11 protein-coding genes are annotated in these 15,836 nt (G+C 60.6%); 10 read left to right on the forward strand and 1 reads right to left on the reverse strand.

The annotated features are described in order from the left end of the window. Window positions 1–74: 74 nt before the first annotated feature. The 6 genes from CI41S_RS15285 to CI41S_RS44020 all read left to right on the forward strand — a co-directional run bounded on the left by CI41S_RS15285 (window position 75) and on the right by CI41S_RS44020 (window position 7,335). Window positions 75–1,589, forward strand: coding sequence for an FAD-dependent oxidoreductase (locus tag CI41S_RS15285; RefSeq protein ID WP_139860124.1), 1,515 nt, complete (start codon window positions 75–77; stop codon window positions 1,587–1,589). Window positions 1,590–1,617: 28 nt separating this feature from the next. After that, entirely contained in the window at window positions 1,618–2,928 is a 1,311-nt protein-coding gene (locus CI41S_RS15290; RefSeq protein WP_172628058.1) for an aminotransferase class III-fold pyridoxal phosphate-dependent enzyme, read from the forward strand. A gap of 29 nt (window positions 2,929–2,957) precedes the next feature. After that, on the forward strand, window positions 2,958–3,899 hold the full coding sequence (locus tag CI41S_RS15295) for a sulfotransferase family protein (RefSeq protein ID WP_139860128.1): 942 nt from the start codon (window positions 2,958–2,960) through the stop codon (window positions 3,897–3,899). Next, a complete protein-coding gene (locus tag CI41S_RS15300) occupies window positions 3,896–5,143 on the forward strand; it encodes an MFS transporter (RefSeq protein ID WP_283813125.1) in 1,248 nt (415 codons plus the stop codon). Before CI41S_RS15295 ends, CI41S_RS15300 begins: the two co-directional genes overlap by 4 nt. A 17-nt stretch (window positions 5,144–5,160) precedes the next feature. Then, a complete protein-coding gene (locus CI41S_RS15305) occupies window positions 5,161–6,522 on the forward strand; it encodes a condensation domain-containing protein (RefSeq protein WP_244626528.1) in 1,362 nt (453 codons plus the stop codon). Window positions 6,523–6,777: 255 nt separating this feature from the next. Continuing rightward, a complete protein-coding gene (locus tag CI41S_RS44020; protein WP_175607154.1) occupies window positions 6,778–7,335 on the forward strand; it encodes a hypothetical protein in 558 nt (185 codons plus the stop codon). 212 nt (window positions 7,336–7,547) lie between these two features. On the opposite strand, the gene CI41S_RS15315 is transcribed toward CI41S_RS44020, so the two are convergent. Beyond that, complete coding sequence (locus CI41S_RS15315; RefSeq protein WP_139481499.1) at window positions 7,548–8,195, reverse strand: FkbM family methyltransferase; 648 nt, start codon at window positions 8,193–8,195, stop codon at window positions 7,548–7,550. Between the two features lie 896 nt (window positions 8,196–9,091). On the opposite strand from CI41S_RS15315, the gene CI41S_RS15320 reads away from it, so the two are divergent. From CI41S_RS15320 to groL, 4 genes are all read left to right on the forward strand, one after another. Continuing rightward, window positions 9,092–9,970: a hypothetical protein gene (locus CI41S_RS15320; protein WP_139481500.1), complete on the forward strand. Its 879-nt coding sequence runs from the start codon at window positions 9,092–9,094 to the stop codon at window positions 9,968–9,970. An 843-nt stretch (window positions 9,971–10,813) separates the two neighbouring features. Then, complete coding sequence (locus tag CI41S_RS15325) at window positions 10,814–13,180, forward strand: LPS-assembly protein LptD (RefSeq protein WP_139860130.1); 2,367 nt, start codon at window positions 10,814–10,816, stop codon at window positions 13,178–13,180. 601 nt (window positions 13,181–13,781) lie between these two features. Beyond that, window positions 13,782–14,096, forward strand: coding sequence for a co-chaperone GroES (locus CI41S_RS15330; RefSeq protein ID WP_139481545.1), 315 nt, complete (start codon window positions 13,782–13,784; stop codon window positions 14,094–14,096). Window positions 14,097–14,178: 82 nt separating this feature from the next. Next, entirely contained in the window at window positions 14,179–15,819 is a 1,641-nt protein-coding gene (gene groL, locus CI41S_RS15335; RefSeq protein ID WP_139860132.1) for a chaperonin GroEL, read from the forward strand. Window positions 15,820–15,836: the final 17 nt, after the last annotated feature.

Genomic DNA, 15,836 nt, shown 5'->3' on the forward strand with positions numbered 1-15,836 from the left:
ATCTTGGGCAGCCGGTCACTGATCAATAGGGCTCTGATTGCGCATCGTCGATATTTGTTGCCAGAGGTGGGATAATGACGGCCGATATCGTCGATGTATGCGTTGTCGGGAGTGGTGCCAGCGGCTCGACCGTGGCGTACGAGATCGCCCAACACGGTTTGCGAGTGCTCCTTCTCGAGGAAGGTCGGGCGCTTCCTCCCGACGCCTCGCTGGCGAGCGTCCAAGATGGTATGGATACCGCCCTAGTGAGGTCTTCGGCAGGTACGTTGACGTCGTTTGGACGTCCCTGGACCGTGTGCGCGCTCGGCGGCGGAATGACTTTGTATGCCGGAATAGCCTTCCGCTATCGGACCATCGATTTTGATGCGCGAGCGCATGTAGCTGGAGACGCGCTTGACCCTACCTGGCCGATCAACTACGCCGAACTACGCCCGTTTTACGAGGAGCTAGAACGGCGCATGGGCGTGGCCCGCCTAGCCGGGGTGGACCCATTCGAACCACCGAGCAATCCTCCCGTTCTGCCCCCGCATGATTACAGCGCGAAGGGGCGGTTGATCGCCGATGCTGGCGGACGCCTGGGCCAGCTGCCTTTTCCCACCCCATTGGCAATCAACTCCGTACCCTATCGCGGCCGGCCAGCCTGTGATTGCGACGGACCTTGCAACGAACACCTGTGTCCTACCGGCGCGAGGGCCGACGCACGCTCGCCGTTCACAGACGTCGCCCTGCCGCCCGGCGCGCTGACGGTTGCACTCGGCAGCAAGGCTGTACGCATCGATCTGGCCAACGTCAGCCGCGCGGGTTCGGTGGAATGGCTGGACACGCTCAGCCGACGACGCGCGCGGGTCCGCGCCCGCTGCGTGGTACTCGCCGGCAACGCAGTGCAGTCTGCCGCGCTCTTGCTAAGATCGGCTCAGCGGGCGGCGCCCAACGGCATCGGCAACGCCTCCGGCATGGTCGGCAGCGGCATCTCGTTCAAAATCAGCGGCTACGTGTCCGGTAGCATCGGAATAGATCCGATGTCCGCGCGCCCGGCCGGTGGCCCATTCTCTACCGTTGCGATCTCCGATCACTACCTGGACGAAGAGGCTCCTTCGGGGCTCGGCGGAATGATCTACGAAGCAAGTCGGGTTGAGCGCACAGACCACGACGGAAAGATAACACTACGGCTGCATTTCCTGGCGGCCGACCAACCCATGCGCAACAATGCGGTCCGACTGGCCACCAGCCTGGATCGGCTAGGTTTGCCGAAGATCATTCTCGATTATTGGACCCATCCGCTGGACAAACGCCGATTAGGCTATTTGTGCCGACGCGCGTCGAACTTGCTGACGGAGGCCGGCGTGAAACAAGTCGATTTTCAGGATTCCAATTATCAGTTCGGCAGCGGACATCTGCATGGCGGCTGCCGTGCCGGCGTCGACCCGACACAATCCGTTGTCGACCGCTGGGGCCGGGTGCATGACATCGACAATCTCTATGTCGCGGATGGCGGCTTCTTTCCCTATTCCGGAGGCGTCAATCCGACATTCACCATTCAGGCGAACGCCCTGCGGATCGCTCGAAGAATAGTCACGCAGCTCACCTAAGGGCATGATTATCAAACGGAGACAGCTCATGTCCACCGCCACCCCGACTGCAACCGCGGCTGCGACCGACGCGCACAGATCAGCACTACGCCGCGCGTTGCGCGTCACCGCGTCGGAAAAATGGGATCTCAACAGGCGTTTTCCGGTCGTCATGGCGCGCGCTTCGGGTGCGCATGCATGGGACATTAATGGACGGCAATATGTCGATCTCACTTCCTGTAGTGGTGCCGCGCCGCTCGGAGCCGGATACGAGCCGGTCGTGGCGCACGCCGCCGCCGAGATGCGCCGTACCGGCGGCATATTGCCCGGACCGCTGTCCGTCCACCGGGTCGAACTGGCCGAACGGTTGGCGGAGATCTTCCCCGTCGCGGAACGCTCAATTTTCTTCCGCACTGGATCGTGTGCGACTACCGCCGCCGTCCGCCTTGCCCGCGCATTCACCGGGCTGAACCATGTGCTTACCAGCGGATTTCATGGCTGGCACGACTGGCAGTTGCAGGACCGACCAGAGATGGGGCTACCCGATCGGGACCGAGACAGCGTGGAGTTCCGCTACAACCTGGACTTGCTCGACGAGTTGGCAAGTGTCCAGCGCGTCGCCGCGGTGATCATCACCCCCGAGGTCAACTTCTTCCCGCCCGAATACCATCAGGAATTACAGAGGCTGGTGCATCGGCACGGCGCCTTGCTCATCCTTGACGAGGTGATGACCGGATTCCGCTACGGCATTGGCGGGTACCACATGGCAGTCGGCCTCACACCCGATCTGATCACACTAAGCAAAGGACTGGCCAATGGAATGGCGCTGTCCGCAGTCGCGGGTCGCGCGGACGTACTCGCCGCCGCCGAGAAGACATACATGGGCAACACCTACCAGCGCGAGGTTACCCCGTTCGCGGCCGCACTGAGCACGCTGCACGCGCTGCGCGACGGGACGTTGCTGGCTCGGATGCGCGAGGTTGGCGAGCAGCTGATCAAGGGGCTCAACGAGGTCTTCGCCAGACAGCAGGTCGCGGCATGGGCATTCGCCTGGCCGACTATGTTCGATGTCGTATTTGCCAACGCCGAACTAGGCCATGCCTTTTTCCAGGAGATGTGGGCACGGGGTTTTCTCATGCAGTACGGTGGCCGCTTCATGCCATCGGCGGCGGTATCCGACGCCGATGTGCAGGCGGCTGTCGAGGCTGCTGGAGAGGCCCTGCCGGCGGCGCAGTCCCGTATGGAGGGCACCGGCGGCGACCCGGACCCAGTCGCAGCCGCTGTACGGTTCGCCAGGGATCATTTCGTGGCCACCCCGGGGGCGGTTCGGCGCTGGTTCACCGGACCCGTCTGCGGATGAGTAGGCATTTTCCAACAGAGAACACGGCCATGCCGCTGCCCAATCCATTTTCCACATCGCCGGTGCTGCTCGGCGGCGAGAACCGCTCGGGCACCACATTGCTGAGTGTCGTGCTGGATTCGCATCTGGATCTGGTAGCCGGGCCGGAGATCGACTTCCTCGAACCGCCCGATCTCGGTCCGCACATCTTGCGCGCGATCGACCTGGTGGCGGCCGGCGATTCCCGTGTCGCGGGCATGACCAAAAACACGGTCGATCCCGTCTGGTATGACGGGGTGCATTTTGTGGTCCAGTGCCACCGGTTCGGCCTCGACTTCGATGATATGCGTGGGTTGGTGAGCAAGGTGATGGTCGAGTTGGGCGACGACATTGTTTCGTTCGCCTCCCGATGCCGCCTTATCAACGAGATGGGCGAGTTGCGCCGAGCACGTAGCGGGGCCCGGCGCTGGGGCTTGAAACTGCAGCGCAAGATCGCCCAGACCGACGCCTTCGCCCGGCTGTGGCCCCGCGCACATTTCGTGCATATCGTGCGGGACGGCCGCGACGTTGCCGCCTCTCATCTGAAAACCGTTCCCGATTGGGGATACCGAACTGTTGCCGATGCCGCGCGCGGTTGGCTGGAAGTGGTATCCCAACCACATCGAGTCGCGCCGCCTGGCCGCTATCTTGAGGTGCGTTACGAGGATCTTGTAAGCAGTCCCCGGCCCACCCTGGCCAGAATCCTGGATCACCTCGGCTTGCCTTGGGATGAGGCCGTGCTGCGTCACGCTGAATACGAGCACGTATTGTTCGAACAACCGCACGGCCATCCGGCGGCCGAGGCAGCGGGGAAGCCGCTGCACCGAGGCAGGATCGGTCGTTACGTCCAAGATCTGACGCGAGCCCAGATCGAGGAGTTCGAGCAGATCGCCGAAAGTGAGCTGAGCCGACTGGGGTATCTGTCGGCTCCCGGCCTGTCTGGCGACGCGTGAGCCGCCCGCGCTGTTCCGCCGCGCTTCGCGGACTGCCGCGAAGCTATCTTGCGCTGCTCGTTGGCCAGACCATTTCGCTGCTGGGCTCTAATGTAACCATGCTGGCGCTGCCGCTAACCGCAATCACGTTGCTGGACGCGGGACCGGCGCAAACGGGGCTTCTGCTGGCCTGCGGTCGAGCGCCGTACCTGGTGGTGAGTCTGTTCGCCGGGGTCGTCGTGGACCGCCTCCCGCATCGGCGGATCCTTTTGACCGCTAATCTGGTGATGGCGGCGACGCTGGCCACAATTCCCTTGTTCGCCAGCCTTGGACGTCTTGGACTGGTTCAGTTGTACACGACAAGCATGCTGGTTGGGGTCGCCGCGGTGATCTCTGACGTGGCTTATCTGGCGTGCATACCCACCGTCCTAAACCGCTCACAACTGGTTCGGGCACAGAGTTCATTGGAGCTCAGCCAAGCGGGCGCGATGGCGGCAGGTCCGTTCCTGGCCGGTTGGCTCGTCGACCAATTCTCTGCCCCGACCGCAATACTGGCGGACTCGGTTTCATTTCTGGTTGCCGCGGCGCTGCTGTCTCGGGTGCCCATGCGTAACGCTGGCTGCTCGCGGGCCGCGCCGAGCGCGCTACTCGGCCAAGTGGCCGAGGGGCTGGCAAGCGTGTTCGGCAATCCGATCTTGCGGGCAGTCACGTTGGCCAGTGGCACATTTATCTTTTGGCACAACGCGTATTCTGCGGCGTTTCTGCTGCATTTGACCAAGGATCTCGGGTTTGACAGCCGGGTCGTCGGCATGATGCTCGGCATCGGTGCGCTTGGCGGTGTGGTCGGGGCGGCTAGCTCACCGCGGGCGGGCCGGGCGATCGGCCTCGGCCCAACTTTAATGATCGGTTTGGCGGTGAGCGCCGGCGGAATGAGCTTGGCGGCCCTGTTCACCCAGCCCTGGTGGGCCGCAGTGGCATGCGTGACGCTCTCCCAATTCATGCTGTGGATCGGCCAAGGGATCTACAACGTGCAGCAGGTTCCCATCCGATATGCGTTGGTCCAGCCGCACTTACAGGGCCGGATCAATGCGAGTATCCGCAGCGTGGTGTGGGGACTGGCCTCATTGGGTGCGCTGGCCGGCGGCGCGGCCGCTGCTGCGACGAGCCTGCGTACCACGTTGCTCGCGAGCAGCGTGCTTGGCCTGGCCTCGATAGTGTGGATTTGGCGGTCGCCGCTGCGCCACGCCCGCAGCTTGCGTCTGTGACCGCGACGGGCTCGCTCATGGACATCAAAGAATTTGGCGACCTTGGTCGGCAGCCTGGCGGGCTCATGGTGTGGCGAATCAACGTCCCCGAGCCGATCAGCTGGCGGGCTGACCCGCGCCGTCCGTCCTATGTTCAAGAGGAACATGTTCGCTCTGCGGACGACGGCCGACCGGGCTGGCTCGGCGCAGCATTCGAGTTGCCAGGCGAGCTCAACGCCGCGGCGCTGACCAAAGCGATCCTCGGCTGGGTCGATCGGCATGAGGTATTACGCAGCCGATTGGCCAAGGATGGATCGGCAATGCATCGCGCCACGATTGATCCAGGCGCTGCAGCGCTTGAGAAAACCGTGGTGAGTGACTGCGCCGATAGCAACGAAATTGCTCAGCTCCTCGAAAAACTGTTTGACGCGGAGACCAACCCGCTGCGCTGGCCGGCGTATGTCTTCGTGACGATCAGCCGGCCGACATCCACGAGCCTCCTGCTCGCCTCCGACCACTCTGTTAGCGATGCCTACTCGATGGCCTTGGTACCATATGAGATCCACGAGCTGTACACAGCCGCGATACATCGAGTGGAACCCCAGCTGGCAGCGGTGCACAGCTATCTGGATCACGCCGAGGCCGAACGAGCGCGACTGACCGATCTAGCCGATGACCATCCTGCTATCGGCCATCGGCGCGAGCTGATCGCGGCGAACGGCGGTCAATTGCCGGACTTTCCGCTACCATTCGATGTGCCGGAAAGATCCTTGCAGCGGAGCGGAACAATGTGGCTGCTCGATGCGGTTGGCGCATCCGAGTTCGATCGCAGCTGCAGGTCCCAGGGCGGAAACGCGGTGACGGGAATTTTCGCCTGTCTGGCGCTGGCAGGAAAGACATTGGCAAACCAACGACAATTCCACGCCGTTGCGCCCTTTCACACCAGGTACGATCTGCGATCGATGCGTTCGGTTGGATGGTATGTCGGGATGAGTCCGGTGAGCTTCCGGGTGGCCGATACGTTGCCGGAAATCCTGCATGCCACCCGGCTCGAACTTAAACGCGCCAAGAGAACGGCTCAGGTGCCATTTTCAAAGGCCATGGAGCTGGTCGGCACCACGCTGCGCGACCGTTTCATGGTCTCCTATATGGACAATCGGACAGTGCCCGGGTCGGACTGCTGGCCGCACTGGCGCACGATATTTCTGATTAGCCGCAGCTCCGATGCTTGCGAGACATACCTATGGGTCAGTCGCTGGCAACACGGAATTTCCGTGAACTTCCGCCACCCTGGTACAGCCACCGCGCGACGTGTGATGGATGACTATCTTGCTGAAGTAGCTGCGCAGGCCCACCTGATCAGCGGCGCTCGTCCGCTGCCGCGGCTCTCAATCGACTGAAAGGGTGGCTGAGAGTTAACCTTCTTGACCAGGAACCGCTCGCGTTACGATCAAGAGCATGCGTGCTTGGGTGACGAGAAGCGAGCCAAATCCAGGAGCATGTCGAGAGCGCCACCTGCTCCGAGGCGGACGCAAGCATAGGCTCCGATCTGGCTCTATCATTTGGTTCGGGCGACTTTCTCGCAGGTGGCTTGCGAGCGATCAAGATGATCCTCGCCACGCCAAGTCGACACAATTCCTGCTCCGGACAATAGCATGTACAGTGCCGACCAGCATGTCGGGTTTACAACCAGCCAGATATTGCGATCAATGCGCGCTAGCATCCTCATATCCATGTTTTTCCTGCATAGAGCTAGCGATGGCACGGTCATTGCAGGTCTTCGTTCAATGAATGGATTCGCCTCTCGCACGGCAGGCGTTGATTTTTCGAAAGCTCATCGACGATGCTTTGTACCAGCGACGTATCGCAGATTACAAGCTGCAGCCGATGAGGGGCGACAAACTCGCTATGCACCACCCCACCGGCGATGGGCTGAACGCGAATGTTTCAGCATGCCTTCTCATCGACGCAACAATAGCGACGCCAAGCGCGTAATCGAAGTGGCTCATCTTAAGGATCTACGAGAAGTGATGCAGTTGCTTTGGCATTTGTTCGAAGCAGTGGACAGGCTTCCTAGAGGACCAGAGCATACAGCAGCAGTTCAGACGATTAAACGCTTTGAGCGACGGCTGGCAGTGTTGGTTCAGGCATCTGAGAAAGCTCGAGCTGCTCGCCTCAGCGTCGCCGGCCGTGCCGGCCCAGCAAATAAATGATCTTCAAACAATCACAGAAACTATCGAGGGATTCCGCCTATGTGCGCTATCGCCAAGGCCTGCATGGCCACCGCGACGTGAAAGGAACGATGGAGCGCGCCTGTCCGGACCGCAGTCCATTCGCTTGGTGATCGGCCGTCCTGCAGCGCTACGCTGCAGAGAACCGGGGCAGGTCTTCCAGCGGTAAATGAGGGCCGGATATCCGGCAGGCGCTAGAAGCGCGTATTCTTGAGCAATACATCACCTTCTACAGCATGGGGATAATGAGCCGCCACTTCGAATGACGGCAATAGATCAAGAATGGCTTGTAGCGACAATTGCCCCTCGTAGAGCTCCCGGTCGCTATATTCCGTGTAGACGAAGCGCGTATTGCTGAAGGTTTGCATGCCGCCCGCAATGACGTCGGCCTCCGCGCCTTGGACATCCATCCAGATGAAATCAACCGTGTTCAGCTTAGCGTCGCTGCACCAATCGTCCAGCCGCCGGGTTTCAACCGAGAACGGGCGATCGAACCGAACCCAATCATACTCGGTAAGATGGTTTTTCGGGCGGCGTATCGAACCGGAAAGGTCCCACTCCTTCGCATCACCATCTGCATTGCTTGGATGGAAATCGATCGTTCCGTTTCGATCGCTGATCGCGATTTCCAGCAGCTTTACCTTAGCGAGGGACGGGCCCAGCCTCTTTTTGAAACGCGCGATCGCTCTGGGGTCGGGCTCAAAGCTGTAGATTTGAGCTTGCGGGCACAGGTTGAGAAAATGTTGCGTATCGGTTCCGTCATTGCAGCCGATATCCAGGATAACAGGATTCGGTTTCTGAAGAAGTGAGACGATGTGCTGGTGTACTTCTACAGACGACACTGTTTGTCTTTCCATTGGCGCAGGGATCGGGTGAGCTTCATTCTCGCTACCGCAATCACACGCCAGACGTCCCTGCACAACGTATATCAACGTATATATTTAATGTGCTCGCCCAGCCCCTCCAGCCATGGCGGCGATCAATGTGACACGAACGGGAGCCTGTCACGGGGACCGCCGCAGCAATTGCCCTGCAACGGCAGCTTTATCAGGGGGCACTCGGGACCTGCACGAGGAGCGAATAGCAGATTCCGATGTGCCTCCAGCGGCCAACGGATCGGGTTCGTCGCACTTTAGAGCGGCCGCTTTTGATGGGGCGGTTTCGGGCAGGGTGATCGCGTCCTGAATGACAATGTCAATCACCTCGAGCGCAGTTAGCGACCAGCCAAATGTCACGCTGCCAGCTAACGGCCGCCTTTCCAAGTTCGCGCAGTCGCGACTTTTCGAGATCGCAGCCATGGATTGCTCGGCCTGAAGCGGGACGCGATCACGCTGAACGTTGATGGGGACGACTCCTGGTCGGCCGGCCGCGGCTTAAGGATGACCACCGAACTCCTCGCACAGATAAGCGTACCGCTCCAATACGCATATCAACCGGCAACAGCATATTGTCAGTCGTTGGTGCACGCATTCCGACGCACTGCTGCACCGAGTTTGTCCGGATCCAGACAATCATCGATGTCTCGAAGGCAGGCACATACCACGAAGCCTTCGCAAAACTGCACTGTGCGCGAGGCACGAAGATTGCTTTTTATGCTCGGCATCGGCGCCCGCGCTTCGCAGCATCGATGATGTGGTGACGAGTCACGACACGGCGTCGCTTTCGCCTTTGAGAGACACAAAGAACCGTGGCAGCGAGCAGTGACATCTGAGCCACAGGAGAGAGGAACGATTGGTCATTGGCGATCGCCTCGGCGGCGGACTTCATAGCCATGCCAGTCGATAGGCCGATTCGACAATCACGATATTTTTTGCACCTGTGTTTCGTGGGCCTCGTATTGCTTGCCGGCATATCCATGCTGGTGGCGAGCACGCCTGTGGCGCCGGTCACCTGCTCCAATGACTGCGGTTCGGGGAGTTCTCGAGCAAAGTTCCTTTCGTTATCGATCTTGGATTTCAAGCAATCGCAACGACGTCCCGTGCCGACGAGAGCTGTCGTCGACATCTTCTGCCTCGATCAGACCAATGCTACGCAGGCGACCGCTAGCTTTGCAGCACTCTCGTGCCCTCGCCGGTGGACGAAGTCGCTGAGCAGCGATGACCAACAACCGAACTGCATCCGTCGCATCCCAGAACAATGTGCGGAGGATCAGGTTGCGGATTTCGCCGGAATAAAGGTTACCGGGCAGCAGCGTCCGAAGCTCTATGGGGATTGGCTTGCCATTTTTGATCCGATATCCACTGTCGCCTCAAGGGGAAGCCATACATTTACATCCTCCAACGGCACCACGATCACCTACACTCTGATCATGGCCTTTAATGCCAGCCGTGACGCCTTTGGGCCTCAGGTGTACATGGACGCAGACAATAAAGCTGCGGTTTGCGCGATCTCGCCGTCCGACACGGAAACAATCTCAGGATTTCGGAATTCGTTGGCTGACGCTTTTGTCCAAGAGGCTGGCGATCCCGGGAGAGGAATTCCTCGCGTAAACGTGGAACGATCCTTTGCGGACAATTGGGCTACCGAGGCGACGAATGGCATTCTGAGCCGTTGTCTGCTGGCCACGAATGGGGGAGCCGCTCCAATAATGATAGCTGCTCATGGATCAGGGCATTGACCTTGATTGAGTTCAGTCTGTCCCGGAACCACCATTTTCAGGGACGATTCTGCAAATCAAAGACACGGGTGATACTTGCTGCCAGGTGATACCAACGCTCTGGCGTCAAACGTGAAGCAGCACTGATCCCGGCAAGCGCCGCACCGGCAATTGTAAGCCACTGATTGCTTTGTTGGCCGCCAGGACCGCGGCGATCTAATCGGCCTTCATAGAGGTAAACCCGGCCAGAAGACGGCGGCAATTCAGCAAGCTTCGCTGAGGGCGAACGCGTACTCGACGAGCACAAGATCGTCAGACCGAACATCGTGGCGTACTGAAGAGGCTTCCGGTAGGACAGAGCCGGCGGACTAGCTTGGCGGTTGCCTTCATGAGGTTGGTAACTCGCACGGCAACGAGCGTTCTAGTTCATCGCGCTTACGAGCGTGAACACCGGCCGAGCGCGCGCGTGGCAGCGGTGATTGCAGGGACTAAAGCTTCGGGCATCGTCACCATTGACAATTCGTGTCGTGGCTGCGCCGATCCGCGTCAAATCCGAGACGTCAATGTCACAGAATCTACAGTCATGGCTCGCCAACGTCAGCAAAGATGCAATGGCACGTCGATTGCTTCAGATTCGAGACATTGCGTGCTGTCGATGACGGCTCGCAATCCCGTAAAGGCTAAGATGGACTCGTCCGATTGATTGGAATCAATGCTATGTTGGAGCCGTCGCTCGGATCGTGCTGCGCGAGCGTTAGCCAGGATTGTCGCCGTTCTTCTCCCGCTCGACAGGTACGCCTTACTGAGCCAGCGACACCTCTGGAGTGGACAGTTGCGATCGCTGGCCGCCGTGGCTTAACGCTTATGGTCGCGGGTGTTGTTGCGACTGCCTGTGCCGTCGTTGCGCCCGCGACCGCATCGGCGCAGGGTTTCATCTACAATCAGCACCAACCGCGAGCTAACAGGGCAAAGCTGATCGACGACAATCACATGCTCGTGCAGGCGACCGAGATCGACTACGACTACAACAACAGCCGCATCTCGGCGGTCGGCAACGTGCAGATGTTCTACAACGGCACCAGCGTCGAGGCCGACAAGGTCATCTACGACCAGAAGACCAAGCGTCTTCATGCCGAAGGCAACATCCGCATGACCGATGCGGAAGGCAAGATCACCTACGCCAACATCATGGATCTCAGCGACGACTACCGTGACGGTTTCGTCGATTCGCTGCGCGTCGACACCGAAGACCAGACCCGCATGGCGGCGACCCGCGCCGACCGCTCCAGCGGCAATTACACCGTGTTCGACAACGGCGTTTATACCGCCTGCGCGCCCTGTAAGGACGATCCGAAGAAGCCGCCGCTCTGGCAGGTCAAGGGCGCGCGCATCATCCACAACCAGCAGGAGAAGATGCTCTATTTCGAGAACGCCCAGATCGAGTTCTTCGGCGTTCCGATGGCGTATCTGCCCTACTTCTCGACGCCCGACCCGACCGTGAAGCGCAAGAGCGGCTTCCTGATGCCGGGCTTCACCTCGTACACGGCCTTCGGGTACGGCGTCGAAGTCCCCTATTATTTCGCGCTCGCGCCCGACTTCGACGCGACCTTCAACCCGCGCTTCACCACGAAGCAGGGCGTGCTGCTGCAGGGCGAATTCCGCCAGCGCCTGCAGGACGGCGCCTATCAGGTCCGCCTCTACGGCATCGACCAGACCGATCCCGGCGCGTTCAAGGGCCTGCCCGGCGACCGCCAATTCCGCGGCGGCATCGAGACCAAGGGCCAGTTCGCGCTCAACGACAAATGGACCTGGGGCTGGGACGGCGTGCTGCTGTCCGACTACTACTTCATGTCCGACTACCGGCTCGCCCAGTACAAGGATCCGTTCGGCTCGTTCATGTCGCTGCCGACGGAAGCGATCTCGCAGCTCTATCTGACCGGCGTCGGCAACCGCAGCTTCTTCGACGCGCGCACGATCTATTACCTCAGCTTCTCCGGTAACCAGAACCAGGTCCCGGTGGTCGCTCCGGTGATCGACTACAACAACGTGATCAACAGTCCGGTGCTCGGCGGCGAGTTCAGCTACAGGTTCAACTTCACCAACCTGACCCGTGAAACCGCGGTGTTCGATCCGATCACGACACTCGCCAGCACCAGCGCGCTGTGCAGCCTCACGTCCGCCGATCCGCTGGCGCGGACGCCGTCGCAGTGCCTGCTGCGCGGCATGCCGGGCACCTACACCCGCCTGACGGCGGAGGCGCAGTGGCGCAAGTCGTTCACCGACCCGTTCGGCCAGATCTGGACGCCGTTCGCCAGCGTGCGCGCCGACGCCATCAACGCCGATATTTCGAATCAGCCGGGCGTGTCCAACTTCCTGCCGGTCGGCGACACCCAGACGGTGCGCTTCATGCCGACCGTCGGCCTCGAATACCGCTACCCGTTCATCAACGTGCAGCCGTGGGGCACGACGACCGTCGAGCCGATCGCGCAGGTCATCATCCGGCCGGACGAACCAAAGGCCGGCAAGCTTCCTAACGAGGACGCACAAAGTTTTGTATTCGACACCAGCAACCTGTTTGCGGTCGACAAGTTCTCCGGCTACGACCGCGTCGAGGGCGGCAGCCGCGCCAATGTCGGCGTGCAGGCGACGACGCAGTTCGATCGCGGCGGCAGCATCAAGGCGATGTTCGGCCAGTCCTACCAGCTGTTCGGGCTGAACTCGTTCGCGGTTGCCGACGTCACCAACACCGGCGTCGACTCCGGCCTGCAGAACCCGCGCTCGGACTATGTCGCCAGCCTCGCCTATTCGCCCAACAGGACCTTCACGTTCAGCGTGCGCTCGCGCATGGACGAGGCGACCAGGAACATCAACCGGTTCGAGGCTCAGGCCAGCGCGAACTTCGACCGCTGGTCTGCAAGCGTGACGTATGGCGACTATGCGGCGCAGCCGGAGCTCGGCTATCAGGCGCGCCGCGAGGGGATTATGACCACCGGTTCGCTTAAAGTCGTCGCGAATTGGGTGGTGACGGGTTCGGCGCGTTGGGATCTCCAGTCCAACAACATCAATCAGTATGTTTTCGGCGCTGGCTATGTCGACGATTGCTTCGTTCTGGCGGCGAACTACGTAAGTTCCTACAACTACTCCGTTGGTTCGACACCGCCAGTGCTGAACAAGACCTACCTTCTCACTCTCGGTTTACGAACGATCGGGAACAACTCGGTCAATTTTTGAGCGACGGTGTATCACTTCCGGAGAGGGACAATTCACAGTGCGATTCTGGAAAAGCACACTGCTTGTTTACGGAAGCCGGTCTGAATCGAGATAGTTGGCACATCTGTTATTCCGCCCCTACATCATATTCATCGAGCGGGCTTCTTGACCAACTCTTCAGCATCGCACGCATCGCCGTACCAAGCTGCCTGGAGACAATGTCTGGCAAACTAGTGCAGCCCTGGCAGCATCGTCTGAACTCTGGAACAGCTGGCGGCAAGACATTTCTGCAATGCTCATCGGATGCTTTTTTCGCCAATCGCGGCTGCACGCGATTGGCGTTCTGGCACGCGACTTTGATCAAAGTAATCTCCGCCACTGCAATCGAGAACCGTGGAGCTCAATGTGGCCGGATCTGACGATACGCAATGTCATGTTAGCAACAGCTTGGCTGGTTGTGTACATGACGGCGTCTGTTTCCGACTGGCACACACAGGCCATGCGTGCGATTCAGCTGAACCGCAGGCAGAGTCGCTCCGCTCACCTTTGGCCTGGCTCTTGCTATCATGAACGCTGTTACAATGTGGCGTTCGCCACTCGTTCAAACGCTCAGGAGACCTCTATGAATTTCCGTCCGCTTCACGACCGCGTCGTGGTCAAACGCATCGACGCCGAAGAGAAGACCGCTGGCGGCATCATCATTCCGGACACTGCCAAGGAAAAGCCCTCCCAGGGCGAAGTCATCGCCGTCGGCCCGGGCGGTCGCGATGAGACGGGCAAGTTGATTCCGATCGATGTCCAGGTCGGCGACCGCGTGTTGTTCGGCAAATGGTCGGGCACCGAGGTCAAGATCGACAGTCAGGAGTTGTTGATCATGAAGGAGAGCGACATCATGGGCGTTCTTACTGATGTTTTTTCCAAGAAGAAAGCCGCCTAGTCCAGCGCTCACCACTCACCCCCTGACGAGCGCCTTGCCGGGCGCGCCGAAGGATGAGAAATTGAACTGAGGAAATTCGATTATGTCAGCCAAGGAAGTCAAGTTCGGCGTAGAAGCGCGAGACCGCATGTTGCGTGGTGTCGACATTCTCGCCAACGCCGTGCAGGTCACCCTCGGTCCGAAGGGCCGCAACGTGGTGCTCGAGAAGTCGTTCGGCGCTCCCCGTATCACCAAGGACGGCGTTGCCGTCGCTAAGGAGGTGGAGCTCGAGGACAAGTTCGAGAACATGGGCGCCCAGATGGTGCGCGAGGTCGCGGCCAAGGCGGCGGACGCCGCCGGCGACGGCACCACTACCGCGACCGTGCTTGCGGCTGCCATTGTGCGCGAAGGCGCCAAGTCGGTCGCCGCCGGCATGAACCCGATGGATCTGAAGCGCGGTATCGACCTCGCAGTCGAGGCCGTGGTTGCGGATCTGGAAAAGAACTCCAAGAAGGTCACCTCGAACGAGGAGATCGCCCAGGTCGGTACCATTTCGGCCAACGGCGATGCCGAGATCGGCAAGTTCCTCGCCGACGCCATGAAGAAGGTCGGCAACGAGGGCGTGATCACCGTCGAGGAAGCCAAGTCGCTCGAGACCGAGCTCGACGTCGTCGAGGGCATGCAGTTCGACCGCGGCTACATCTCGCCCTATTTCGTCACCAACGCCGACAAGATGCGCGTTGAGATGGACGACGCCTACATCCTCATCAACGAGAAGAAGCTCTCCTCGTTGAACGAGTTGCTGCCGCTGCTCGAGGCCGTGGTGCAGACCGGCAAGCCGCTGGTCATCGTCGCCGAGGACGTCGAGGGCGAGGCGCTCGCCACCCTGGTCGTCAACCGCCTGCGCGGCGGCCTGAAGGTCGCGGCCGTCAAGGCTCCGGGCTTCGGCGATCGCCGCAAGGCCATGCTGCAGGACATCGCGATCCTGACCGGCGGCCAGGCCATCTCGGAGGACCTCGGCATCAAGCTCGAGAACGTCACGCTGCAGATGCTCGGCCGTGCCAAGAAGGTGATGATCGACAAGGAAAACACCACGATCGTCAACGGCGCCGGCAAGAAGGCCGACATCGACGCCCGCGTTGCCCAGATCAAGGCGCAGATCGAGGAGACCACCTCGGACTACGACCGTGAGAAGCTGCAGGAGCGTCTCGCCAAGCTCGCAGGCGGCGTCGCGGTGATCCGCGTCGGCGGCGCGACCGAGGTCGAGGTGAAGGAGCGCAAGGATCGCGTTGATGACGCGATGCACGCGACCCGCGCGGCGGTCGAGGAAGGCATTCTCCCGGGCGGCGGCGTCGCCCTGCTCCGTGCCTCCGAGCAGCTCAAGGGCCTGCGCACCACGAACGACGACCAGAAGACCGGCGTCGAGATCGTGCGCAAGGCGCTGTCTTGGCCGGCTCGGCAGATCGCGATCAACGCCGGTGAAGATGGCTCGGTCGTGGTCGGTAAAGTCCTAGAGAAGGATCAGTACTCGTACGGCTACGACGCGCAGACTGGCGAGTACAGCAACCTTGTCTCCAAGGGCATCATTGACCCGACCAAGGTCGTGCGCATCGCGGTCCAGAACGCCTCCTCGGTGGCGGCGCTGCTGATCACGACGGAAGCGATGGTTGCCGAGCTTCCGAAGAAGATCGCGCCCGGTCCCGCGATGCCTCCGGGCGGCGGCATGGGCGGCATGGACTTCTGATCCCTCCTCTTAAAGGT

Origin of the sequence: Bradyrhizobium ivorense (assembly GCF_900696085.1) — a bacterium.
Lineage (GTDB): Bacteria > Pseudomonadota > Alphaproteobacteria > Rhizobiales > Xanthobacteraceae > Bradyrhizobium > Bradyrhizobium ivorense.

What these genes read in the sequence shown, in the direction of transcription:
- CI41S_RS15285 (WP_139860124.1), top strand. Translation starts at nt 75, where the DNA reads ATGACGGCCGATATCGTCGATGTATGCGTTGTCGGGAGTGGTGCCAGC.
- CI41S_RS15290 (WP_172628058.1), top strand. Translation starts at nt 1,618, where the DNA reads ATGTCCACCGCCACCCCGACTGCAACCGCGGCTGCGACCGACGCGCAC.
- CI41S_RS15295 (WP_139860128.1), top strand. Translation starts at nt 2,958, where the DNA reads ATGCCGCTGCCCAATCCATTTTCCACATCGCCGGTGCTGCTCGGCGGC.
- CI41S_RS15305 (WP_244626528.1), top strand. Translation starts at nt 5,161, where the DNA reads ATGGACATCAAAGAATTTGGCGACCTTGGTCGGCAGCCTGGCGGGCTC.
- CI41S_RS44020 (WP_175607154.1), top strand. Translation starts at nt 6,778, where the DNA reads ATGTACAGTGCCGACCAGCATGTCGGGTTTACAACCAGCCAGATATTG.
- CI41S_RS15325 (WP_139860130.1), top strand. Translation starts at nt 10,814, where the DNA reads ATGGTCGCGGGTGTTGTTGCGACTGCCTGTGCCGTCGTTGCGCCCGCG.
- CI41S_RS15330 (WP_139481545.1), top strand. Translation starts at nt 13,782, where the DNA reads ATGAATTTCCGTCCGCTTCACGACCGCGTCGTGGTCAAACGCATCGAC.
- groL (WP_139860132.1), top strand. Translation starts at nt 14,179, where the DNA reads ATGTCAGCCAAGGAAGTCAAGTTCGGCGTAGAAGCGCGAGACCGCATG.